This is a genomic window from Stutzerimonas sp. CXK-1, assembly GCF_057738225.1.
Window position 1 is genome coordinate 3,972,301 of record NZ_CM173217.1, and the last position, 20,354, is coordinate 3,992,654.

Here is a 20,354-nt window from a genome sequence, read left to right on the forward strand (position 1 = left end):
TATCGCCGTGAACTCCCGTGCCAGACGGCCTGCAACTTCCTGCGCATGCGCCGGACAGCACCACCTGAACTTCGCCGGATCAGACTTTTGTTGCAGGATTTTGTCCGCTGAATCTACCGATGAACTATGCCGTGAACTTCCGCCTGCACAGGAAGTTCACGGCGTAGTTCTCGCACGCTCAATTGGCCAATCTTCAGCACCCCTCACGCCGGCCCGTTCCGCTGCACGCGGCATCAGCCATTTCGGCTGCGCAACCCAGCAAATTCGCGGCTTCCAGGCCACCTCTGCACGCCCCGGCAGGACGCGCAGGAGGCGCCGCACGGCGCGGCGAACATTCGTCGGGAACCTTGGGCGAACAGCGAGCTCGAACTAACCCGCGGAAGTATTTGAAACTTCGCCGATATCGCGCGATATCAGCGCGGCAATTGCAAGACGTTCGGGAAGTTCGGGGTTGAGAAACTTTTCCCGATGTGCCTACCCTAAAAAGGAATTCAATCAACAACCCAAAAGGCTTTGTTTTGAGTTTCTCCACCGTACAGCTCCGTCGCCCAACCGACGGCGACGGTTACAACCTTCATCAGCTGGTGGCGCGCTGCCAGCCCCTCGACACCAACTCGGTGTACTGCAACCTGTTGCAGTGTTCGGACTTCGCCGACACGGCCATCGCCGCCGAGACGTCCGATGGTCAGTTGGTCGGTTTCATCTCCGGTTATCGCCCGCCCCAGCGGCCCGACACCCTGTTCGTCTGGCAGGTCGCGGTCGACGCCTCGATGCGCGGTCAGGGCCTGGCCCTGCGCATGCTGCTCGCGCTGATCGGCCGGGTTGCCCGCGAACAGGGCGTGCGTTACCTGGAAACCACCATCTCGCCGGACAACGCGGCCTCGCAGGCGCTGTTCCAGCGCGCCTTCGCCCGCCTCGGCGTCGAAGCCGAAACGCGCACGCTGTTCTCGCGCCAGACCCATTTCGCTGGCAAGCACGAAGACGAGGTGCTGTATCGCGCCGGTCCTTTCGACGCTTCCCGTCTAGAAGAAGAGCTCAAGGAGCAAGCATGAAAACTTTCGAACTCAATGAATCCAAGGTTCGCAGCTACTGCCGTTCCTTCCCGGTCATCTTCAAGCAGGCCCGGGGCGCCGAACTGATCACCCAGGACGGCAAGCACTACATCGATTTCCTCGCCGGTGCCGGCACGCTGAACTACGGGCACAACCACCCGCTGCTCAAGCAGGCGCTGCTCGACTACATCGAGCAGGACGGTGTGACCCACGGCCTGGACATGTACACCGCCGCCAAGGAGCGCTTCCTCGAAACCTTCAACCGCGTGATCCTCGAGCCGCGCGGCATGGGCAGCTACCGCATGCAGTTCACCGGGCCGACCGGCACCAATGCGGTGGAAGCGGCGCTGAAACTGGCGCGCAAGGTCACCGGCCGCAACAACATCATCAGCTTCACCAATGGCTTCCACGGCTGCAGCATCGGCGCACTGGCGGCCACCGGCAACGGCCATCACCGCGGCGGTGCCGGCACCGGCCTGACCGACGTCAGCCGCATGCCCTACGCCAACTATTTCGGCGACAAGACCAACACCATCGGCATGATGGACAAGCTCCTGTCCGACCCGTCCAGCGGCATCGACAAGCCGGCGGCGGTGATCGTCGAGACGGTGCAGGGCGAAGGCGGGCTGAACGTCGCCTCGACCGAATGGATGCGCAAGCTGGAAAAGCTCTGCCGCAAGCACGACATGCTGCTGATCGTCGATGACATCCAGGCCGGCTGCGGCCGCACCGGCACCTTCTTCAGCTTCGAGGAAATGGGCATCAAGCCGGACATCGTGACCCTGTCCAAGTCGCTCTCCGGTTACGGCCTGCCGTTCGCCATGGTGCTGCTGCGCGAGGAGCTCGACCAGTGGAAGCCGGGCGAGCACAACGGCACCTTCCGCGGCAACAACCACGCCTTCGTCACCGCTGCCGCTGCGGTCGAGCATTTCTGGCAGAACGATGAGTTCGCCAGCAGTGTGCGCGCCAAGGGCAAGCGCATCGCCGACGGCATGCAGCGCATCATCCGCCGACATGGCCCGGATTCGCTGTTCCTCAAGGGCCGCGGAATGATGCTCGGCATCAGCTGCCCGGATGGCGACATCGCCGCCGCGGTGTGCCGCCAGGCATTCGCCGACGGCCTGGTGGTCGAGACCAGCGGCGCCCACAGCGAAGTGGTCAAGTGCCTCTGCCCGCTGGTGATCAGCGAGGAGCAGATCGACAAGGCGCTGAACATTCTGGACAAGGCCTTCGCCGCCGTGATGGGCGAGCAGGCCGCCAACCAAGCTTCCTGAGGACCCCGCGATGATCGTAAGAACCCTGGCCGAATGCGAAGCCACCGACCGCAAGGTCCACAGCCAGACCGGCACCTGGAACAGCACGCGCATGCTGCTCAAGGACGACAACGTCGGCTTCTCGTTCCACATCACCACCATCTACGCCGGTAGCGAGACCCACATCCACTACCAGAACCACTTCGAAGCGGTGTACTGCATCAGTGGCAACGGCGAGATCGAGACCACTGCCGACGGCAAGATCTACCGGATCGAGCCGGGCACGCTCTATGTGCTCGACAAGCACGACGAGCACCTGCTGCGCGGTGGCAGCGAGGACATGAAGCTGGCCTGCGTGTTCAACCCGCCGCTCAACGGCCGCGAAGTCCACGACGAAAGCGGTGTCTACCCGCTGGAGGCCGAAACCATCGCCTGACCCAGGACCCACGGGGCGCGCGCCGCCCCGCATTCCCAACCGAAAGGAGGACGACATGAGCACCGCACGAGACGACCAGTATCCATCGCGCCACGAAGACCAGCCCCGCTGGCAGGAGCGCCTGGACCCGGTCGTGTACCGCAGCGACCTGGAGAACGCGCCGATCGCGGCCGAGATGATCCAGCGCTTCGAGCGTGACGGCTATCTGGTCATTCCCAACCTGTTCAGCGCCGAGGAAGTGGCGCTGTTTCGCTCCGAACTCGACCGCGTACGGCAGGACCCGGCCGTCGCCAGCTCCGGCAAGACCATCAAGGAACCCGACAGCGGCGCGATCCGCTCGGTGTTCGCCATCCACAAGGACAACGCGCTGTTCGCCCGCGTCGCGGCGGACGAACGCATTGCCGGCATCGCCCGCTTCATCCTCGGCGGCGATATCTATGTCCATCAGTCGCGGATGAACTTCAAGCCCGGCTTCAGCGGCAAGGAGTTCTACTGGCACTCGGATTTCGAGACCTGGCACGTCGAAGACGGCATGCCGCGCATGCGCTGCCTGTCCTGCTCGATCCTGTTGACCGATAACGCGCCGCACAACGGCCCGCTGATGCTGATGCCCGGTTCGCAACGCCACTACGTGCGCTGCGTCGGTGAAACGCCGGAGAACCACTACGAGAAGTCCCTGCGCAAGCAGGAGATCGGCGTGCCGGACGAGAACAGCCTGACCGAACTGGCCAGCCGCTTCGGCATCGATTGCGCCACCGGCCCGGCCGGGAGCGTGGTGTTCTTCGACTGCAACACCATGCACGGCTCGAACGGAAATATCACACCCAGCGCACGCAGCAATCTGTTCTACGTGTACAACCACGTGGATAATGCCGTGCAGGCGCCGTTCTGCCAGCAGGCACCCCGCCCGGCCTTCGTTGCCGAGCGCGAGGACTTCACCCCGCTGCGAATTCAGCCGCAACAGTATCTCTGATGCCTGCCGGGTCGTCTGATCGACGAGCCCGGCTCCCCTACCGGCCATATGCCCTTCGCCATTCGCTGACGAAGGGTCCGGCCCAGGGATGACTCTCACCAAGGTTGTCGACCGCGCGAGCGCCACCCTGCGCCCGGCCCGTCCACGGCCTGCAGAATGGGACGCAACGAAACGATGCATACCGTAGAAAAAATCGGCGGCACTTCGATGAGCCGCTTCGAGGAAGTCCTCGACAACATCTTCATCGGCCAGCGTGAGGGCGACGCGCTGTACCAGCGCGTGTTCGTCGTCTCGGCCTACAGCGGCATGACCAACCTGCTGCTCGAGCACAAGAAGACCGGCGAGCCGGGCGTCTACCAGCGCTTTGCCGACGCGCAGAACGAGGAAGCCTGGCGCGAGAGCCTCGAGCAGGTTCGCCAGCGCATGCTGGAAAAGAACGCCGAGCTGTTTGCCAGCGAATACGAGCTGCATGCCGCCAACCAGTTCATCAACAAGCGCATCGACGATGCCGCCGAGTGCATGTACAGCCTGCACAAGCTGTGCAGCTACGGGCACTTCCAGCTGTCCGAGCACCTGATGAAGGTGCGCGAGATGCTCGCCTCGCTGGGTGAGGCGCACAGCGCCTTCAACTCGGTGCTGGCGCTCAAGCAGCGCGGCGTGAACGCCCGCCTGGCCGATCTCACCGGCTGGCATCGCGATACGCCGCTGCCGTTCGAAGAGATGATCCGCGACAGCTTCGCCGGCATCGACTTCAACCGCGAACTGGTCGTCGCCACCGGCTACACGCACTGCAGCGAAGGCCTGATGAACACCTTCGACCGCGGCTACAGCGAGATCACCTTCGCCCAGATCGCCGCCGCCACCGGCGCGCGCGAGGCGATCATCCACAAGGAATTCCACCTCTCCTCGGCCGACCCTAACCTGGTCGGGGCCGACAAGGTGGTGACCATCGGCCGTACCAACTACGATGTCGCCGACCAGCTGTCGAACCTCGGCATGGAAGCGATCCACCCGCGCGCGGCCAAGACGCTGCGCCGTGCCGGTGTCGAGCTGCGCATCAAGAACGCCTTCGAGCCGCACCACGCCGGCACCCTGATCAGCCAGGACTACAAGTCCGAGAAGCCCTGCGTAGAGATCATCGCCGGGCGCAAGGACGTCTTCGGCATCGAGGTGTTCGATCAGGACATGCTCGGCGACGTGGCCTACGACATCGAGATCACCAAGCTGCTCAAGCAGCTCAAGCTGTACGTGGTGAACAAGGACTCGGACGCCAACAGCATCACCTACTACGCCTCCGGTTCGCGCAAGCTGATCAACCGCGCGGCCAAGCTGATCGAAGAGCAGTACCCCGCGGCCGAGGTCAGCGTGCACAACGTGGCGATCGTCTCGGCGATCGGCTCGGACCTCAAGGTCAAGGGCATCCTCGCCAAGACTGTCGCCGCGCTGGCCGAGGCCGGCATCAGCATCCAGGCGGTGCACCAGTCGATCCGCCAGGTGGAAATGCAGTGCGTGGTCAATGAGGAAGACTACGACGCCGCGGTTGCCGCGCTGCACCGCGCGCTGATCGAGCCGGAGAATCATGGCGACGTGATCGCTGCCGCCTGATCTTCGCTGTCGCACAGACGCCGGGCCCGGTAATGCCGCGCCCGGCGTTTTGCCGTCTGCCGGCCGCGTCGGCGGCCTGATGTCGATCAATAAACCGCGCGGCGCGGCGGACCAGTATGGAATCGGGCGCCGGGACCGGCGCTCTTGCCATCACAGGAGTCCGCATGTTTCCCGAATACCGTGAGCTGATCACCCGCCTGAAGAACCAGGACCCGCATTTCACCCGCCTGTTCGACGATCACAACGCGCTCGACCAGCGCATCAAGAACATGGAAGCGCACATCGTCCACGGCACCGAAACCGAGGTCGAGAACCTGAAGAAGGAAAAGCTGCGCATCAAGGACGAGCTGTACGCCATCCTCAAGCAGGCCGCCAGCGCCTGAGCCGGCGCACCCCGCCGGTTTGCGGCGGGGTGACACGCCCCACCGCTCGCCCGGGCAGGGCGCACTCGATGGCGTTCGGCGGTAGAATCGCCGCTTTTCCGCCTCGCCGAGTCACCGCGCCATGTCCACCACCTTTCGCCCCGAGCTGCTGTCGCCCGCCGGCACGCTGAAATCCATGCGCTACGCCTTCGCCTACGGCGCCGATGCCGTGTATGCCGGGCAGCCGCGCTACAGCCTGCGCGTGCGCAACAACGAGTTCGACCACGCCAACCTCAAGCGCGGCATCGACGAGGCCCACGCGCTGGGCAAGCAGTTCTACGTGGTGGTCAACATCGCGCCGCACAACGCCAAGCTGAAGACCTTCATCAAGGACCTCGAGCCGGTGGTGGCGATGGGCCCGGATGCGCTGATCATGTCCGACCCGGGGCTGATCATGCTGGTGCGTCAGCATTTTCCGCAGCAGACCATCCACCTCTCGGTGCAGGCCAACGCGGTGAACTGGGCGACGGTGAAGTTCTGGGAAAGCCAGGGCGTGTCGCGGGTGATCCTGTCCCGCGAGCTGTCGCTGGAGGAGATCGGCGAGATCCGCGAGCAGGTACCGGGCATGGAGCTGGAGGTGTTCGTCCACGGCGCGCTGTGCATGGCCTATTCCGGCCGCTGCCTGCTATCGGGCTACATCAACAAGCGCGACCCCAACCAGGGCACCTGCACCAACGCCTGCCGCTGGGAATACAAGACCCACGAAGCGAAGGAGGACGAACTGGGCAACTCGGTTCACCTCTACGAGCCCATCGCCGTGCAGCCGGTCGAAGCGCAGGGCAACCCGACCCTGGGTGCTGGCGCGCCGACCGACAAGGTGTTCCTGCTCGAGGATGTCTCGCGGCCCGGCGAGTTCATGGAGGCGACCGAGGACGAGCACGGCACCTACATCATGAACTCCAAGGACCTGCGCGCCGTGCAGCACGTCGAGCGGCTGGTGCAGATGGGCGTGCACTCGCTGAAGATCGAGGGCCGCACCAAGAGCCACTACTACGTGGCGCGCACCGCACAGGTCTACCGCAAGGCCATCGACGATGCGGTGGCCGGCCGGCCGTTCGACAGAAGCCTGATGGACACCCTCGAGTCGCTCGCCCACCGCGGCTACACCGAGGGTTTCCTACGCCGCCACGTGCATGACGAGTACCAGAACTACGAGCGCGGCTTCTCGCTGTCCGAGCGCCAGCAGTTCGTCGGCGAACTGACCGGCGAGCGGCGCAACGGGCTGGCCGAGGTCAAGGTGAAGAACCGCTTCGCGGTCGGCGACCGGCTGGAGCTGATGACTCCGCAGGGCAATCTCAATTTCCGCCTGGAAACCCTGGAAAACAGCCGCGGCGAGCACACCGAGGTCGCCCCCGGTGACGGCCACACCGTGTACCTGCCGGTACCGGACGATGTCGAACTGGCCTACGGGCTGCTGATGCGCGAACTCGACGGCGGCAGCACGCGCGGCTGATCAGCCGGCAGCGAAGCGCACCCGGGCATTGACCTGGCCGTCGCCGACGCGCTCCAGGCTAACCTCCGCCAGGCGCACGCCGAGCGCCTGCAGCTCGTCGAACCAGCGCAGCAGCAGCGCGGCCGAGGCCCCCGGCAGGCTGACCTGCAGGCTGCCGTCGGCGCCATTCTCGAAGCTCTCGATCAAGAGGTTGCTCTGCTGCGCGCTCTGCGTGATCAGCCCCTGCAGCTGGTCGGGGGCCAGGCTCGGGCTCTCCCCGCCGCCCAGCTGGCGCGCCAGGTCGGTGTTCTGCTCGAGGTAGGCATGCAGCTCGCGCTGCTCGAGATAGGCCTCACGCGCCTGCTGCGCGGCGCGCTCGGCCGGCAGCCAGAGCCAGAGCCAGAACAGCACGCAGACGACAAACGCGGCCAACAGCCCCAGCGCCAGGCGTTCGCGCGGCGCCAGCCGCTGCCAGCGCTGCCATAGCGGCGAATCGGCCAGGCGCACACCCAGCTGTTGGCGCAGGTTCATGCTTCACCTCCAATCACCAGCCGTGCACTGACACCGGCGCCATCGCGGCTGGCCGAGCCGAGCTGCACGGTCTGCCCGGTCTGTGCCAGCTGCTGGCGCAGCTGTTCGAGCGCGGCGAAATCGCCCGCCTGCACCTGCAACGCCAGGTCGCCACGGTCGGCGTTGTAGTCGAGCCCGCTGACCGTGACCGGGGTACCCTGGGCGAGTGCGTCGGCGACGTACCCGAGCAGGCGCATGAAACCCACCTGCCCGCCACCCTCACGGGCAATGTGATCGGTGAACTGCGCCCGCAGATTGACGATCCGGGTGTCCTCTGGGAACAGCTCGCGGTACAGCGCCAGGCTCGCCTCGGCATAGGCCTCGGCCTGCCGTCCGAAATACCAGCCCTGCGCCAGGTTGAAGCCCAGCTGCATCAGGAGGATCAGCCCGAGCGTGGCCACCAGCGGCTTCCAATAGGCCAGCCCGCTACCGCCCAGTTCGACGGCGAACTCGCCCTGCGCCAGGTTGACGGCTGCCGCCCGCTGGGAGGCGAGCAGGCGGTAGGGCTCGTCGACACGCGCATAGTCGTCGACCATCGGCGGCGCCTGCTCGGCATCGCCGCTGGCGTGGCGAGGCGCCGGGCAGCCCTCGGCCAGCGCCGGCCACTGCTCGATGGCGAACGCCAGGCGCGGCTCGGGGCTGCCGCCGAGCAGGCCGCGCCCGCCGAGCAGCAGCAATTGCGTGCCCTCACGCGGCAGCAGGTCCGCATCGACATGAATGGCGACCACCGCAAGGCCCATCTCACGCAACGCGGCAAGCCAGCCGGCGAGCAGCCCGCGGCGAATGGCGATCACCCGATGACGGCCATCGTCGAGCGGCTCGCCAAGGCTCAGGTGCAGCTCGTCAACGCTCTCGGCGAGCAGCTCCTCGGCGGCATAGGCCAGGGCCTGTGCCAGCCAGCGGGCCTTGCGGGTGGGCAGGGCGACGGCGAAGGCACTGCAGCATTCGGCCGGCAGAATCAGGCTGATCGCCCCGGGCTCCGCCGCGGCGACCTCGGCCAGCGGCACCTCGCGCGACGGTCCTTCGGCCGGCAGCCAGACGACCGGCAGGCCCGGCGTCAGCTGCGCGGGGCAATCGGCCGGCAGGAACAGGCAATCCATGGTCATGGTTCTCCTTCAACGGATGACGGGGGCAGGCGCGGCGGCTGGCCGAGGTTGCGCCAGAGCACACGGACGCTGCCGTCCTGCTCGCGCTGCAACAGGCTGACCAGCGCCAGGCGCCGATCGCCCAGGTGCACTTCCGAGGTCGCCTGGAAGAATTGACTGCCGACGGCGATCGCGGTGCCCTGCAAGGTGGTGCCGGCCATGGCCGGCTGGGCGAGAAAGGCGGCGGTATCGGTAAAGGGCGCGCCTTGCCGCTGCAGCACCAGCGCCTCGGCCGCGCCCAGGCTGAGGCTGTCGCTCAGGGTCGACAGGACCACTGCGCTGGCGGTGTTGACGTTCAGCGCGGCGTCCGCCGGCAGCGCGGCGACATAGGGCGCCAGACGCTGGTAGTCCTCCTCGCGCATGCCCAGCAACAGGCGCAGCTCGGAAAGGTCGAACAGCCGGCGGTTGGCGGCACGGTACGGCGGTTCGGCGAGCAGGTAGGCGCCGTCCTCGGCCCCCTGGGCACCGCTCGGTTCCTGATCGATATCGAGCCAGTCCACCAGCCGCTCGGCATAGGGCTCGCCAATCTGCAGCCGAGCCAGCAGCCGGCGGAACTGGTCGACGCCCGCAGCCTCGGCCTGGCCGTTCTTCACCAGGCTGTTGAGATTGAAGCGCCCGGCCATGTCCTCGATCCGCAGCCGAATCTCGCCGCCCTCGATGGCGTAGGCCGGCAACGGCTGTGCCCAGGCTTCGCCGAGATGATCGACGGCGGCCTGCTGCTGACCGCCGTCGCGCAGGTCGCGCCTGAGGATGGCCTGCGCCAGCGCCTCGCCACCCAGCGCGTAATGCCACGCCTGGCGCGCCTGCAGCTGGTTGCTGCCCGAGCGGATGGCCAGCTGCTGGCGGGCGACCATGCCGGCACTGACCACGGTGACCAGCGCCACCACCAGCAGCACGGTGATCAGCGCGACGCCGCGCTGCACCTTCATTGCGGCACCACTCCGGGCGGCTCGGGTGCGCCCTCGTCCGGCGAGCCGGGGACGCCCTCGGCGCCCGGCAACGCCACCTGACTCTGCTGTGACGGCGGGTCGGGCAGCCGCACCAGCCGGCTGAGGCGCCCGTAACGGGGCACCTCGAGGATCAGTTCGACCGCCTGCGGCAGGCGCTCGGCAGCATTCTCGGTGCCGCCACGGCCGAATTCGAACGGCGGCCACTCCTCATGCCAGCCGCCGTTCTCGTCGAGGTAGCGCAGTTCCAGCGCCGTCACATCGTCCAGCACGCGTTGCTCGCGCGGCGCGCTGTCCAGGTCGCGGTCGAGTACGACCCAGTAGAGCCGCTCGAGCCGGCCGCCAGCCAGCCGCCAGCGCACGCGCTGCAGGTTGGCCCGGCGCAGCCCGGTCGGGTTGCGCCAGCCACTGCGAGTCAGCTCCAGCAGCGGTGCGCCGTCCTCGCCGGCGGTCTGGCCGATGAAGGCGTTGGCTTCATCGCCGAACGCATCGCGGATCGGCCGCGGCGACACCTGTTGCAGGTCGCGCTCGAACAGCCAGACCGCCCGGCTCAGCGCACGCAGCCGCTGCTCCTGCTCGGCGGTCGCCTGGTCGCTGCGCAGCACCGCCTCGAGCATGCGGTAGGTGCCGAGCCCGAGCAGCGCGAACAGGGCGATGGCGATCAGCAGTTCGAGCAGGGTGAAACCTGCGGTGCGCCGGCGAACGGGCATCTCAGCGCACCCCGATGAAGCCGGACAGGCTGGTCACGGCGCGTTCTGGCAACGGTCGGTTGCGGCGCCGCCCCTCGTCCAGCGCGACCCAGACAGTGACCTGCAACAGCCCGGGGTCCGCCGCCGCGCGTATCTCGCTGAGCGTCTGCCATTGGCGCCCGGCGTACTCCAGCTCGGTCGTCTCGCGCCCCGGCGCCGGCGGCGTGCGTTGCAGCTGCAGCTCGGTGATGCGGTTGTCGGCTATCCAGCTGGCGAGGGTCAGCTCTTCCAGCCGGGCGGCGTTCAGCGTGCTGCGCCCGGCCGCGGTCAGCACCACCGCCGAGACCATGGCGAAGATGGCCAGTGCCACCAGCACTTCGAGCAGGGTGAAGCCGCCGGCCCTGGCGCTCCTGCGCCTCATCGCCGTGACTCCAGCGGCTCGGCCTGCGGCAGCCGCAGACCGTCGCTGCTCAGGCGCCAGGCATTGCCGTCGGCGCGTCGCTCGGACAGGCGCAAGGTAAAGGGCGAGAATTCGCCGCTGGAGAGGATCAGCAGTTGCGGCTCCAGCCGCGGGCGCCGCTTGGAGCGCTGCGGCGCTTGGTCTTCGCGCGACAGCCCGGCGCGGTCGCTTTCGCTCCTTGCCGGGTCGAGCAGGCGCAGCGGCGTGCCGTCGAGCTCCAGCTGCAGGCGCATCCACTCGGGTAGCTGCCGACCACGCGAACGGTCGGGTTCGTCCCAGCGCCCGGTCGCCTCGTCCAGACGCAGCACCCGGTAACCCGCGTCGCTGACCAGCAGGCCGTACTCGCGGCTGTCGAGCACCGCCTCGTCCGACAGCACGCCGATCAGCGCCGCCAGGCGCCGGGCCTCGTCGCGCAGCTCGCGCGAACTACTGGAGCTGCCGCTGGCCAGCACCGCCAGGCCGACAAGAATGCCGAGCAGCACCAGCACCACCAGCAGTTCGATCAGCGTGAAGGCGCGGGCTCGCCGGCGCATGGTTCAGAGTTCCCAGTTGCCGATGTCCGCATTCAGCTCCGAACCGCCGGGCTTGCCGTCGGCACCGTAGGAAAACAGGTCGTAGGGCCCCTTGGTACCGGGCGCCAGGTATTGGTACTCGTTGCCCCAGGGGTCCTTCGGCAGGCGCTTGAGATAACCGTCGGCATTCCAGTTACGCGGCTGCGGGCTGCCGCTCGGCCGGCTGACCAGCGCCTCGAGGCCCTGCTGGGTGCTCGGGTAGCTGAAGTTGTCCAGCTTGTACATGTCGAGCGCCGCGGCGATCGCCTTGATGTCGCCCTTGGCGACGGTGACCTTGGCCTGGTCCGGCCGGCTCATCACCTGCGGCACCACCAGCGCCGCCAGGATGCCGAGGATGACCACGACCACCATGATCTCGATGAGGGTAAAGCCCCCCTGCCTGTATCGTTGCAACTTCATGTCGTTACCCCACCAGTTGGTTGAGAGAGAGGATCGGCATCAGGATGGCCAGCACGATCACCAGCACCACCGCCCCCATGAACACCAGCATGAACGGCTCGAACAGGCCGACCAGCAAGGCAATCTGCGCGGCCAGGTCGTTCTCCTGATTGCGCGCCGTCCGCGCGAGCATCTGGTCCAGTTCGCCGGACTTCTCCCCGCTGGCGATCATGTGCAGCATCATCGGCGGGAATTCTCCGGTGGCCTCCAGCGCACGGGTCAGGCTGGTGCCCTCGCGCACCTTCTGCGCCGCCTCGACCACGCGCTCGCGGATGCGCAGGTTGGCGATCACCGCGGCGGCAATCGACAGCGCCTCGACCAGCGGCACGCCGCTGCGCGTGAGGATCGCCAGGGTCGAGGCGAACCGCGCGGTGTTGGTTGCCCGGCTCAGCCGACCGACCAGCGGCAGGCGCAGCAGCAGCGCATCCCAGCGTCGCCGGAACGCCGTGTCGCGCAGCGCGGCGCGCAGGCCCAGCACGCCGGCGACCAGCACGAGGACGATCAGCCAGCCCCAGCTCTTGACCAGATTGCTGGCGGCGATCAGCCCGCGGGTCAGCGCCGGCAGCTCCTGGCCGGTGTTGACGAAGACCTTGACCACGTCGGGCACCACGTAGCCGAGCAGCAGCGAGACGATGGCCAGCGAGGCGACCAGCAGGATCACCGGGTAGAGCAGCGCCAGCTGGATCTTCTGCCGCGACTGCTGACGCTGGTCGGTGTAGTCGGCGAGCTGGTCGAGCACCAGGCCCAGGTGCCCGGCATGCTCACCCGCGGCGACCGTCGCGCGGTACAGCTCGGGAAACGCCGACGGATATTCGCGCAGCGCCGCGGCCAGGCTGTGGCCTTCCATGACGCGGGCCCGCACGGCCAGCAGCATCGACTTGATCTTCGCCGAGCTCGACTGCGCCGCCGTCGCGCGCAGCGCTTCTTCGATCGGCAACGCCGCCTGTACCAGTGTTGCCAGTTGACGGGTCAGCAGCGCCAGATCGCGCGCCGATAGCCCGCGGCCAAGGCTCAGCCCGGGCCGCGTGCTGTCCTCGCGTGCACGGGCCGGCTTCACCTCCAGCGGCGCCCATTGCTTGTCGCGCAACAGCTGGCGCGCCTGGCGCGGGCTGTCCGCCTCGATCAGGCCCTTCTGCTGGCGCCCGCGCGGGTCGAGGGCGAGGTATTCGAACGCGGCCATCAGGCTGCCCTCGCCGCCCGCGGCTCAGCCAGGCGGTCATCGCCGTGCCGCGCGGCGCTGCTTGCCTGGCTTGGGCAAGCGCTCGTCCACTCACTCCTCACGCGTCACCCGCAGCACTTCTTCGATGGTCGTCACACCTTCGCGCACCTTGCGCATGCCGTCCTCGCGGATGCCCGGGCCAAGCTCGCGGGCGTGGCGGAGCATGTCCTGCTCGCTGGCGCGGGTGTGCACCATGCTGCGCAGGCGGTCGTCGAAGACCACCAGTTCGTAGATGCCGGTACGCCCGCGGTAGCCGAGATTGCGGCACACCTCGCAACCCTCGGCGTGATAGAGCGTGGGCGGCGCGGCCGGATCGGCGCCAACCAGCGCGCATTCGGCGGCGTCGGCGACGTAGGGCCGCTTGCAGTCGTCGCATAGCACCCGCACCAGACGCTGGGCGAGCACGCCGAGCAGCGACGAGGCGATCAGGAACGGCTCGACGCCCATGTCGACCAGCCGCGTGACCGCACCGATGGCACTGTTGGTATGCAGCGTGGAGAGCACCAGGTGGCCGGTCAGCGAGGCCTGTACCGCCATGTCGGCGGTTTCCTGGTCGCGGATCTCGCCGACCATCACCACGTCCGGGTCCTGGCGCAGAATCGCGCGCAGGCCGCGGGCAAAGGTCATGTCGACCTTGGTGTTGACCTGGGTTTGGCCGATGCCCTCGAGGTTGTATTCGATCGGGTCCTCGACCGTGAGGATGTTGCGCGTGCGGTCGTTGAGCGTGGTCAGCGCGGCATACAGCGTGGTGGTCTTGCCCGAACCGGTCGGGCCGGTGACGAGGATGATGCCGTGCGGCTTCTTCACCGTCTGTTCGAGCAGGCGCCGGTCCTGTGCGCTCATGCCCAGGTGGCGCAGGGTCAGCCGCCCGGCCTGCTTGTCGAGCAGACGCAGCACCACGCGTTCGCCGTTGGCCGAGGGCAGCGTGGACACACGGATGTCCACCTCGCGGCCGCCGACCCTGAGCGAGATGCGCCCGTCCTGGGGGATACGCTTCTCGGCGATGTCGAGGCGCGCCATGACCTTGATCCGCGAGACCAGCAGCGCGGCCAGCTCGCGCTTGGGCTGGACCACCTCGCGCAGAATGCCGTCGACGCGGAAGCGGATCACCAGGCGCTTTTCGAAGGTTTCGATATGGATATCCGAGGCGTTCTCGGCGATGGCTTCGCCGAGGATGGCGTTGATCAGGCGGATGATCGGCGCGTCATCCTCCTGCTCGAGCAAGTCCTCGGTCTCTGGAATCTGATCGGCCAGGCTGTGCAGGTCGAGGTCGTTGCCGATGCCCTCGACCATCAGCATCGCCGCGGAAGAATCGTGCTGATAGGCCGCGCCGAGGGCCTGGTCGAACGCCTCCGGTGCCAGCCAGGTCACCGGCAGGCGCCGCCCGAGCACCCTCTGTGCCTCCTGTACCGCGGTCAGCGCCGCCCCTTGGCGCAGGCCCAGCCGCGGCGGGTCTTCCCGATCGAGCACGATCACCCCATGCCGGCGAGCGAAGGCGAAGGGCAGCCTTCGCTGTGCCGGCTCGTCCAGCAGGGGAGAAAGTAGATCGGCGTCCGTTTCGGCCATGCATGTCGCTCCTGGCTGCACTGCATCCGCGCCATCGGCCAGTTGCCGGACGGCATTTCAGGGTGGTTTGACTACAAGGACTGCATGACATTTCATGCGTTGCGACTTTTTTCCCCACCTTTCAGGCGAAACGGCGAACATCCGGACCGGCACCAAGGTCGAACCTGCCACCTTCGCCAGACGAATAGCCGGTTGATGCCGCGTCATTCATGATCCGGCCGGACAAAAAGTCGCGCGCCAGGGCTGCTCGTCTGTAGCCCAGCAATGATGCGGGCTACAGACCGAAAGAGCCCATCCCAGTCACGTTTTGACCATCCGCCAGGGAAGTATTCAGCATTAAAACAGTTGTTTGATTTTTTTGGCGCTTGCAGAATGCCAGGCCGCCGCATGCCTTCAGGGGCCTGCGGCACTTGTTCATCGGATCAGAAAAACCGGCCGCCAACGTAGTGGCCGGACAAAACACCAGCTTGCATCGCCTGGCGCGAGCGGGCTGGGTCGGATCACGCAGGAGAACAACAACAATGCACATCGGTGTACCTCTCGAAACCCATCCCGGGGAGACGCGCGTCGCCGCGACCCCGGAGACCATCAAGAAGCTGATCGGCCAAGGGCACCGGGTCACGGTGCAGAGCGGTGCCGGTGCGCAGGCCAGCGTGCCGGACAGCGCCTACGAGGCGGCAGGTGCAGCCATCGGCGATGCCGCCGCGGCGCTCGGCGCCGAGCTGGTGCTGAAGGTCGCCGCGCCGGACGAGGCGGAGCTGGCGCTGATGCAGCCGGGCAGCGTGCTGGTCGGCATGCTCAACCCGTTCGACAACGCCAACATCGCGCGCATGGCCGAACGCGGCATCGTCGCCTTTGCCCTCGAAGCCGCGCCGCGTACCTCGCGGGCGCAGAGCCTCGATGTGCTGTCCTCGCAGGCCAACATCGCCGGCTACAAGGCGGTGATGCTGGCGGCCAACCATTACCCGCGCTTCATGCCGATGCTGATGACCGCCGCCGGTACCGTTAAGGCCGCGCGCGTGCTGATCCTCGGCGCCGGTGTCGCCGGGCTGCAGGCCATCGCCACGGCCAAGCGCCTGGGCGCGGTGATCGAAGCCTCGGACGTACGCCCGGCGGTGAAGGAACAGGTCGAGTCGCTCGGCGCCAAGTTCGTCGATGTGCCCTGCGAGACCGACGAGGAGCGTGAGTGCGCCGAAGGCGTCGGCGGCTACGCGCGGCCGATGCCGGCCTCGTGGATGGAGCGCCAGGCCAAGGCGGTGCACGAGCGTGCCAAGCAGGCCGATATCGTCATCACCACTGCGCTGATCCCCGGGCGCAAGGCGCCGACCCTGCTGCACGAGGCCACGGTGGCGGAGATGAAGCCGGGCTCGGTGGTCATCGACCTGGCCGCGGCCCAGGGCGGCAACTGCCCGCTCACCGAAGCCGACCAGGTGGTGGTCAAGCATGGCGTGACCCTCGTCGGCTACAGCAACCTGGCGGCCCTGGTGCCGGCCGATGCGTCGGCGCTCTATGCGCGCAACCTGCTCGACTTCCTCAAGCTGGTCATCGACAAGGACGGCCAGTTCCACCTCGATCTCGACGACGACATCGTCGCCGCGTGCCTGATGTGCCGCGACGGCCAGGTCGTGCGGACCAACGCTTAAGGGAGCCCCGACATGGATCTGATTTCCGACGGCATCTACAACCTGATCATCTTCGTGCTGGCCATCTACGTCGGCTACCACGTGGTCTGGAACGTCACCCCGGCCCTGCACACGCCGCTGATGGCGGTCACCAACGCGATCTCGGCGATCGTCATCGTCGGCGCCATGCTCGCCGCCGCGCTGACCGTGACCCCGCTGGGCAAGGCCATGGGCACCCTCGCCGTGGCCCTGGCTGCAGTCAACGTGTTCGGCGGCTTCCTGGTCACCCGCCGCATGCTGGAAATGTTCAAGAAGAAGGACCGCAGCGCGGCCAAGGCGGAGGGCAAGTAAGCCATGAGCATGAACCTGATTACCCTGCTCTACCTCATCGCCTCGGTGTGCTTCATCCAGGCGCTGAAGGGCCTGTCCCACCCCACCACGTCACGCCGCGGCAACCTGTTCGGCATGATCGGCATGGCGATTGCCGTGCTCACCACCGTGGCGCTGATCTTCAAGCTCGGCAGCGAGCTGGCGGTCACCGGCATCGGCTACGTGATCGTCGGTCTGCTGATCGGCGGCACCGCCGGTTCGATCATGGCCAAGCGCGTCGAGATGACCAAGATGCCCGAACTGGTCGCCTTCATGCACAGCATGATCGGCCTGGCCGCGGTGTTCATCGCCATCGCCGCGGTGGTCGAGCCGCAGTCGCTGGGCATCGTCGAGCAGATCGGCTACGCGATTCCGGTGGGTAACCGCCTGGAGCTGTTCCTCGGCGCGGCCATCGGCGCCATCACCTTCTCCGGTTCGGTGATCGCCTTCGGCAAGCTGTCCGGCAAGTACAAGTTTCGTCTGTTCCAGGGCGCCCCGGTGGTGTTCAAGGGCCAGCACATGGTCAACCTGGCGGTGGGCCTGGCGATCGTCGCGCTCGGCCTGATCTTCACCTTCACCGGCAACCTCAGTGCCTTCGCCCTGCTGGTGGCGCTGGCCTTCGTCATCGGCGTGCTGATCATCATCCCCATCGGCGGTGCGGACATGCCGGTGGTGGTGTCGATGCTCAACTCGTATTCGGGCTGGGCGGCGGCCGGTATCGGCTTCTCGCTGAACAACTCGATGCTGATCATCGCCGGCTCGCTGGTGGGCTCGAGCGGCGCGATCCTCTCGTACATCATGTGCAAGGCGATGAACCGCTCGTTCTTCAACGTGATCCTCGGCGGCTTCGGTGCCGACGCCGATGCCGGTGGCCCGGCGGGCGCGCAGCAGGAGCGCAACGTCAAGTCCGGCTCGGCCGACGATGCCGCTTTCCTGCTGACCAACGCCGACACCGTGATCATCGTGCCCGGCTACGGCCTGGCGGTGGCCCGCGCGCAACACGCGCTGATGGAGCTGGCCGAGAAGCTGACCCATCAGGGCGTGACCGTGAAGTACGCGATCCACCCGGTCGCCGGGCGCATGCCGGGGCACATGAACGTGCTGCTGGCCGAAGCCGAGGTGCCTTACGAGCAGGTCTTCGAGATGGAGGACATCAACTCCGAATTCGGCCAGGCCGACGTGGTGCTGGTGCTCGGCGCCAACGACGTGGTCAACCCGGCCGCCAAGACCGATCCGAAGTCGCCGATTGCCGGCATGCCGATCCTCGAGGCGTACAAGGCCAAGACCGTCATCGTCAACAAGCGCTCCATGGCCAGCGGCTATGCGGGCCTGGACAACGAACTGTTCTACATGGACAAGACCATGATGGTCTTCGGCGACGCCAAGAAGGTCGTCGAGGATATGGTCAAGGCCGTGGACTAAGCCGCCCGGCCGGACCAGCAAACCCCTCCCGGCGCCGCCGCGAGGGGTTTCTTTTTGTCCGCTCAGGCTTCGCCGAGAAATACCTTGAAGGCCTGCCACAGCGGGCTGCGGTAGCGCTGCGGATGCCAGACCAGCGAGAAGCTGCGACTCAGCGGCAGGTCGCTGGCCAATGCCACCAGTTCGCCGCGCGCGATCTCTTCGGCAACGCACAGTTGCGACAGGCAGCCCAGGCCGAGCCCCGCACGCACCGCCTGCTTGATCGCCTCATGCTGGTTCAACGCCATGCGTACCCGCAACCGTGGCGTGCGCATGCGCGCAGCCGCCTCGAATACCGCCCGCGAGCCGGAGCCCGGTTCACGCAGGATCCAGGCTTCGCCGGCAAGGTCCTCGTCGCTCAGGTAGCCGCGCGCAGCCAACCGATGTTGCGGGGCACAGACGATCAGCATGCGGTCCTCGCGCCAAACCTCTGCACTCAGCCGAGGGTCGTTGCACGGACCTTCGATCAGGCCGAGATCAGCCTCCAGATGCAGCAGGTCGGCAATGACTTCCCCCGTGTTGCGCAGCCGCGTGGTCACTTCCGCACCGGGATAGCGCTCGGTGAAGCGCCCGACCAGCGAGGGCACCAGGTGCGTGCCGATGGTCGCACTGGCCACCAGCGTCAGCTCGCCGTGCAGTGCGCCATCGGGCTCGCGTGCCGCTTCGACGAAGGCCTCCAGCTCGTCCAACAACCGCTCGGCACGCGGCAGCAGCCGGCGCCCAGCCTCACTGAGCTGCAGGCGCTTGCCGAAACGATCGAACAGCGGCACCTCCAGGCGCCGCTCCAGTTCGGCCAGCGAACCGCTGCTCGCCGATTGCGACAGGTTGAGCCGGTCCGCCGCGGCGGCCAGGCTGCCTCCGCGGGCGACGGCCACAAAGACCTGCAATTGACGAAAGCTGACGGCGGGATGCATGTCGGTTTTTCCGTTGAGTTATATCGTTATAACCATTTTTACAAGACGCTACCTTGCCCCTAGCCTGCGCGAACCACAAGCAGGAGCAAGCAACCATGTGGCAAGGCCTCATCCTCTGCGCGGCGCTGACCGGCGCCGGTTACATCCTGACCCAGCTGCCCGGCGTCCACGACCTGGGCATCAGCCCGCTGGTCTGCGCCCTGTTGCTCGGTTTCGTCGCCGGCAACCTGCCCGGCGGCACCGCCCTGGCCACCCGTGCACGTGCGGGCCTGCAATTCTCCACGCGCTGGCTGCTGCGCGGCGGCATCGTGCTGTTCGGCCTGTCGCTGACCTGGCAGCAGATCGCCGCCCTGGGCCCGCGCATCCTGCTGCTCGATGCGCTGGTAGTCGCAGCGGTAATGCTGATCGGTTACCAGGTCGGCACCCGCCTGCTCGGGCTCGATCGCGAAACGGCATTGCTGACCTGTGCCGGCAGCGCGATCTGCGGCGCGGCCGCCGTGCTCGCCACCGAGGCGACCATCCGTGCACGGCCCGCTTCGACCGCCATGGCAGTGGCCACGGTGGTGCTGTTCGGCAGCCTGGCGATGCTGGTCTATCCCCTGCTCTACCCGTTGACCGGGCTCGACGAGGGGCTGTTCGGCATCTACATCGGCGCCACCGTGCACGAGGTGGCGCAGGTCGTCGCAGCTGGCGATGCGGTCGGCCCGGCCGCGCTCGATGCTGCGGTGATCGTCAAGCTCGTCCGGGTGATGCTGCTGGTACCGTTCCTGCTGATCGTAGGCCGCTGGTGGGCTGCGCGCGACACGGGCGGCGAGCCGGGCCGGCTGACGATTCCCTGGTTCGCCCTGGGCTTTCTCGGCATGGTGCTGTTCAACAGCCTCGTCCAGCTGCCACCCCAGCTGCACAGCGCGCTCATCGTCATCGGCCAGCTGGGCATGACCATGGCGATGGCCGCTCTTGGCTATGAAACCCGCCTGGAACGGCTGGCTGCGTTGGGGTTGCGGCCATTTCTGCTCGCCCTGGGCCTGTTCCTGCTGCTGACCGGGGGCGGGCTGCTGTCGATCCGCGGCCTGCTGGGCGGCTGACGATCATCCACCGGCAGCACAGTTGGCGACGCCCAGAGCAGCACAGTTTGCCGTTCGGGCGACACTGTGCCGGTACAAGCGCACGACCCTGTGACTGTTGCGTAACAGTGGCAGGCGCGAAGCTGTA

General features: G+C 67.1%; 21 protein-coding genes. 11 read left to right on the top strand and 10 right to left on the bottom strand.

Annotation, left to right across the window (positions count from 1 at the left end):
* Positions 1 to 518 precede the first annotated feature (518 nt).
* The 7 genes from ectA (at position 519) to trhP (ending at position 7,194) form a co-directional block, all read left to right on the top strand.
* Entirely contained in the window at positions 519 to 1,052 is a 534-nt protein-coding gene (ectA, locus tag AC0KXH_RS18845; RefSeq protein ID WP_041109440.1) for a diaminobutyrate acetyltransferase, read from the top strand.
* Positions 1,049 to 2,326: a diaminobutyrate--2-oxoglutarate transaminase gene (gene ectB, locus AC0KXH_RS18850; RefSeq protein ID WP_041109438.1), complete on the top strand. Its 1,278-nt coding sequence runs from the start codon at positions 1,049 to 1,051 to the stop codon at positions 2,324 to 2,326. The genes ectA and ectB overlap by 4 nt, the downstream gene beginning before the upstream one ends.
* Before the next feature lie 10 nt (positions 2,327 to 2,336).
* A complete protein-coding gene (locus AC0KXH_RS18855; protein ID WP_041109436.1) occupies positions 2,337 to 2,741 on the top strand; it encodes an ectoine synthase in 405 nt (134 codons plus the stop codon).
* 55 nt (positions 2,742 to 2,796) lie between these two features.
* A complete protein-coding gene (gene thpD / locus AC0KXH_RS18860; RefSeq protein WP_488223876.1) occupies positions 2,797 to 3,714 on the top strand; it encodes an ectoine hydroxylase in 918 nt (305 codons plus the stop codon).
* A gap of 174 nt (positions 3,715 to 3,888) precedes the next feature.
* The gene (locus tag AC0KXH_RS18865) at positions 3,889 to 5,319 is read left to right on the top strand and encodes an aspartate kinase (RefSeq protein ID WP_041109433.1); all 1,431 of its coding nucleotides are present in this window, start codon (positions 3,889 to 3,891) and stop codon (positions 5,317 to 5,319) included.
* A 164-nt stretch (positions 5,320 to 5,483) separates the two neighbouring features.
* A complete protein-coding gene (locus AC0KXH_RS18870; protein WP_041109431.1) occupies positions 5,484 to 5,702 on the top strand; it encodes an HP1242/YdcH family protein in 219 nt (72 codons plus the stop codon).
* 121 nt (positions 5,703 to 5,823) lie between these two features.
* Complete coding sequence (trhP, locus tag AC0KXH_RS18875) at positions 5,824 to 7,194, top strand: prephenate-dependent tRNA uridine(34) hydroxylase TrhP (protein ID WP_041109429.1); 1,371 nt, start codon at positions 5,824 to 5,826, stop codon at positions 7,192 to 7,194.
* Here the strand turns inward: trhP and AC0KXH_RS18880 are convergent, their stop codons facing one another.
* From AC0KXH_RS18880 to gspE, 9 genes are all read right to left on the bottom strand, one after another.
* Positions 7,195 to 7,704 (bottom strand): type II secretion system protein M, encoded by a 510-nt coding sequence (locus AC0KXH_RS18880; protein ID WP_041109427.1) that lies wholly within the window; start codon positions 7,702 to 7,704, stop codon positions 7,195 to 7,197.
* Entirely contained in the window at positions 7,701 to 8,843 is a 1,143-nt protein-coding gene (gspL, locus tag AC0KXH_RS18885; RefSeq protein ID WP_488224628.1) for a type II secretion system protein GspL, read from the bottom strand. The genes AC0KXH_RS18880 and gspL overlap by 4 nt, the downstream gene beginning before the upstream one ends.
* 2 nt (positions 8,844 to 8,845) lie before the next feature.
* Positions 8,846 to 9,817, bottom strand: coding sequence for a type II secretion system minor pseudopilin GspK (gspK, locus tag AC0KXH_RS18890; RefSeq protein WP_061339107.1), 972 nt, complete (start codon positions 9,815 to 9,817; stop codon positions 8,846 to 8,848).
* The gene (gene gspJ / locus AC0KXH_RS18895; protein WP_043222620.1) at positions 9,814 to 10,545 is read right to left on the bottom strand and encodes a type II secretion system minor pseudopilin GspJ; all 732 of its coding nucleotides are present in this window, start codon (positions 10,543 to 10,545) and stop codon (positions 9,814 to 9,816) included. The genes gspK and gspJ overlap by 4 nt, the downstream gene beginning before the upstream one ends.
* A 1-nt stretch (position 10,546) precedes the next feature.
* A complete protein-coding gene (gspI, locus tag AC0KXH_RS18900) occupies positions 10,547 to 10,945 on the bottom strand; it encodes a type II secretion system minor pseudopilin GspI (RefSeq protein WP_041109420.1) in 399 nt (132 codons plus the stop codon).
* A complete protein-coding gene (gene gspH / locus AC0KXH_RS18905; protein WP_439931952.1) occupies positions 10,942 to 11,517 on the bottom strand; it encodes a type II secretion system minor pseudopilin GspH in 576 nt (191 codons plus the stop codon). Before gspH ends, gspI begins: the two co-directional genes overlap by 4 nt.
* A 3-nt stretch (positions 11,518 to 11,520) precedes the next feature.
* Positions 11,521 to 11,955, bottom strand: coding sequence for a type II secretion system major pseudopilin GspG (gspG, locus tag AC0KXH_RS18910; protein WP_041109416.1), 435 nt, complete (start codon positions 11,953 to 11,955; stop codon positions 11,521 to 11,523).
* 4 nt (positions 11,956 to 11,959) lie between these two features.
* Complete coding sequence (gene xcpS, locus AC0KXH_RS18915) at positions 11,960 to 13,174, bottom strand: GspF family T2SS innner membrane protein variant XcpS (RefSeq protein ID WP_061340325.1); 1,215 nt, start codon at positions 13,172 to 13,174, stop codon at positions 11,960 to 11,962.
* Positions 13,175 to 13,264: 90 nt separating this feature from the next.
* On the bottom strand, positions 13,265 to 14,779 hold the full coding sequence (gspE, locus tag AC0KXH_RS18920; protein WP_041109412.1) for a type II secretion system ATPase GspE: 1,515 nt from the start codon (positions 14,777 to 14,779) through the stop codon (positions 13,265 to 13,267).
* Between the two features lie 521 nt (positions 14,780 to 15,300).
* Between gspE and AC0KXH_RS18925 the strand changes: the two genes are divergently transcribed.
* From AC0KXH_RS18925 to AC0KXH_RS18935, 3 genes are read left to right on the top strand one after another with little or no spacing between them, the layout of a single operon-like run.
* A complete protein-coding gene (locus AC0KXH_RS18925; RefSeq protein ID WP_043222630.1) occupies positions 15,301 to 16,422 on the top strand; it encodes a Re/Si-specific NAD(P)(+) transhydrogenase subunit alpha in 1,122 nt (373 codons plus the stop codon).
* Between the two features lie 12 nt (positions 16,423 to 16,434).
* A complete protein-coding gene (locus tag AC0KXH_RS18930) occupies positions 16,435 to 16,752 on the top strand; it encodes an NAD(P) transhydrogenase subunit alpha part 2 (protein WP_003284152.1) in 318 nt (105 codons plus the stop codon).
* A 3-nt stretch (positions 16,753 to 16,755) separates the two neighbouring features.
* Positions 16,756 to 18,192, top strand: coding sequence for an NAD(P)(+) transhydrogenase (Re/Si-specific) subunit beta (locus AC0KXH_RS18935; protein WP_061340326.1), 1,437 nt, complete (start codon positions 16,756 to 16,758; stop codon positions 18,190 to 18,192).
* Positions 18,193 to 18,254: 62 nt separating this feature from the next.
* Here the strand turns inward: AC0KXH_RS18935 and AC0KXH_RS18940 are convergent, their stop codons facing one another.
* Positions 18,255 to 19,142, bottom strand: a complete 888-nt coding sequence (locus tag AC0KXH_RS18940) for a LysR family transcriptional regulator (protein ID WP_041109407.1) — start codon at positions 19,140 to 19,142, stop codon at positions 18,255 to 18,257.
* Between the two features lie 95 nt (positions 19,143 to 19,237).
* Here AC0KXH_RS18940 and AC0KXH_RS18945 point away from each other — a divergent pair, with 95 nt between their 5' ends.
* Positions 19,238 to 20,227, top strand: coding sequence for a YeiH family protein (locus AC0KXH_RS18945; RefSeq protein WP_348692747.1), 990 nt, complete (start codon positions 19,238 to 19,240; stop codon positions 20,225 to 20,227).
* The last annotated feature ends 127 nt before the right edge of the window (positions 20,228 to 20,354 follow it).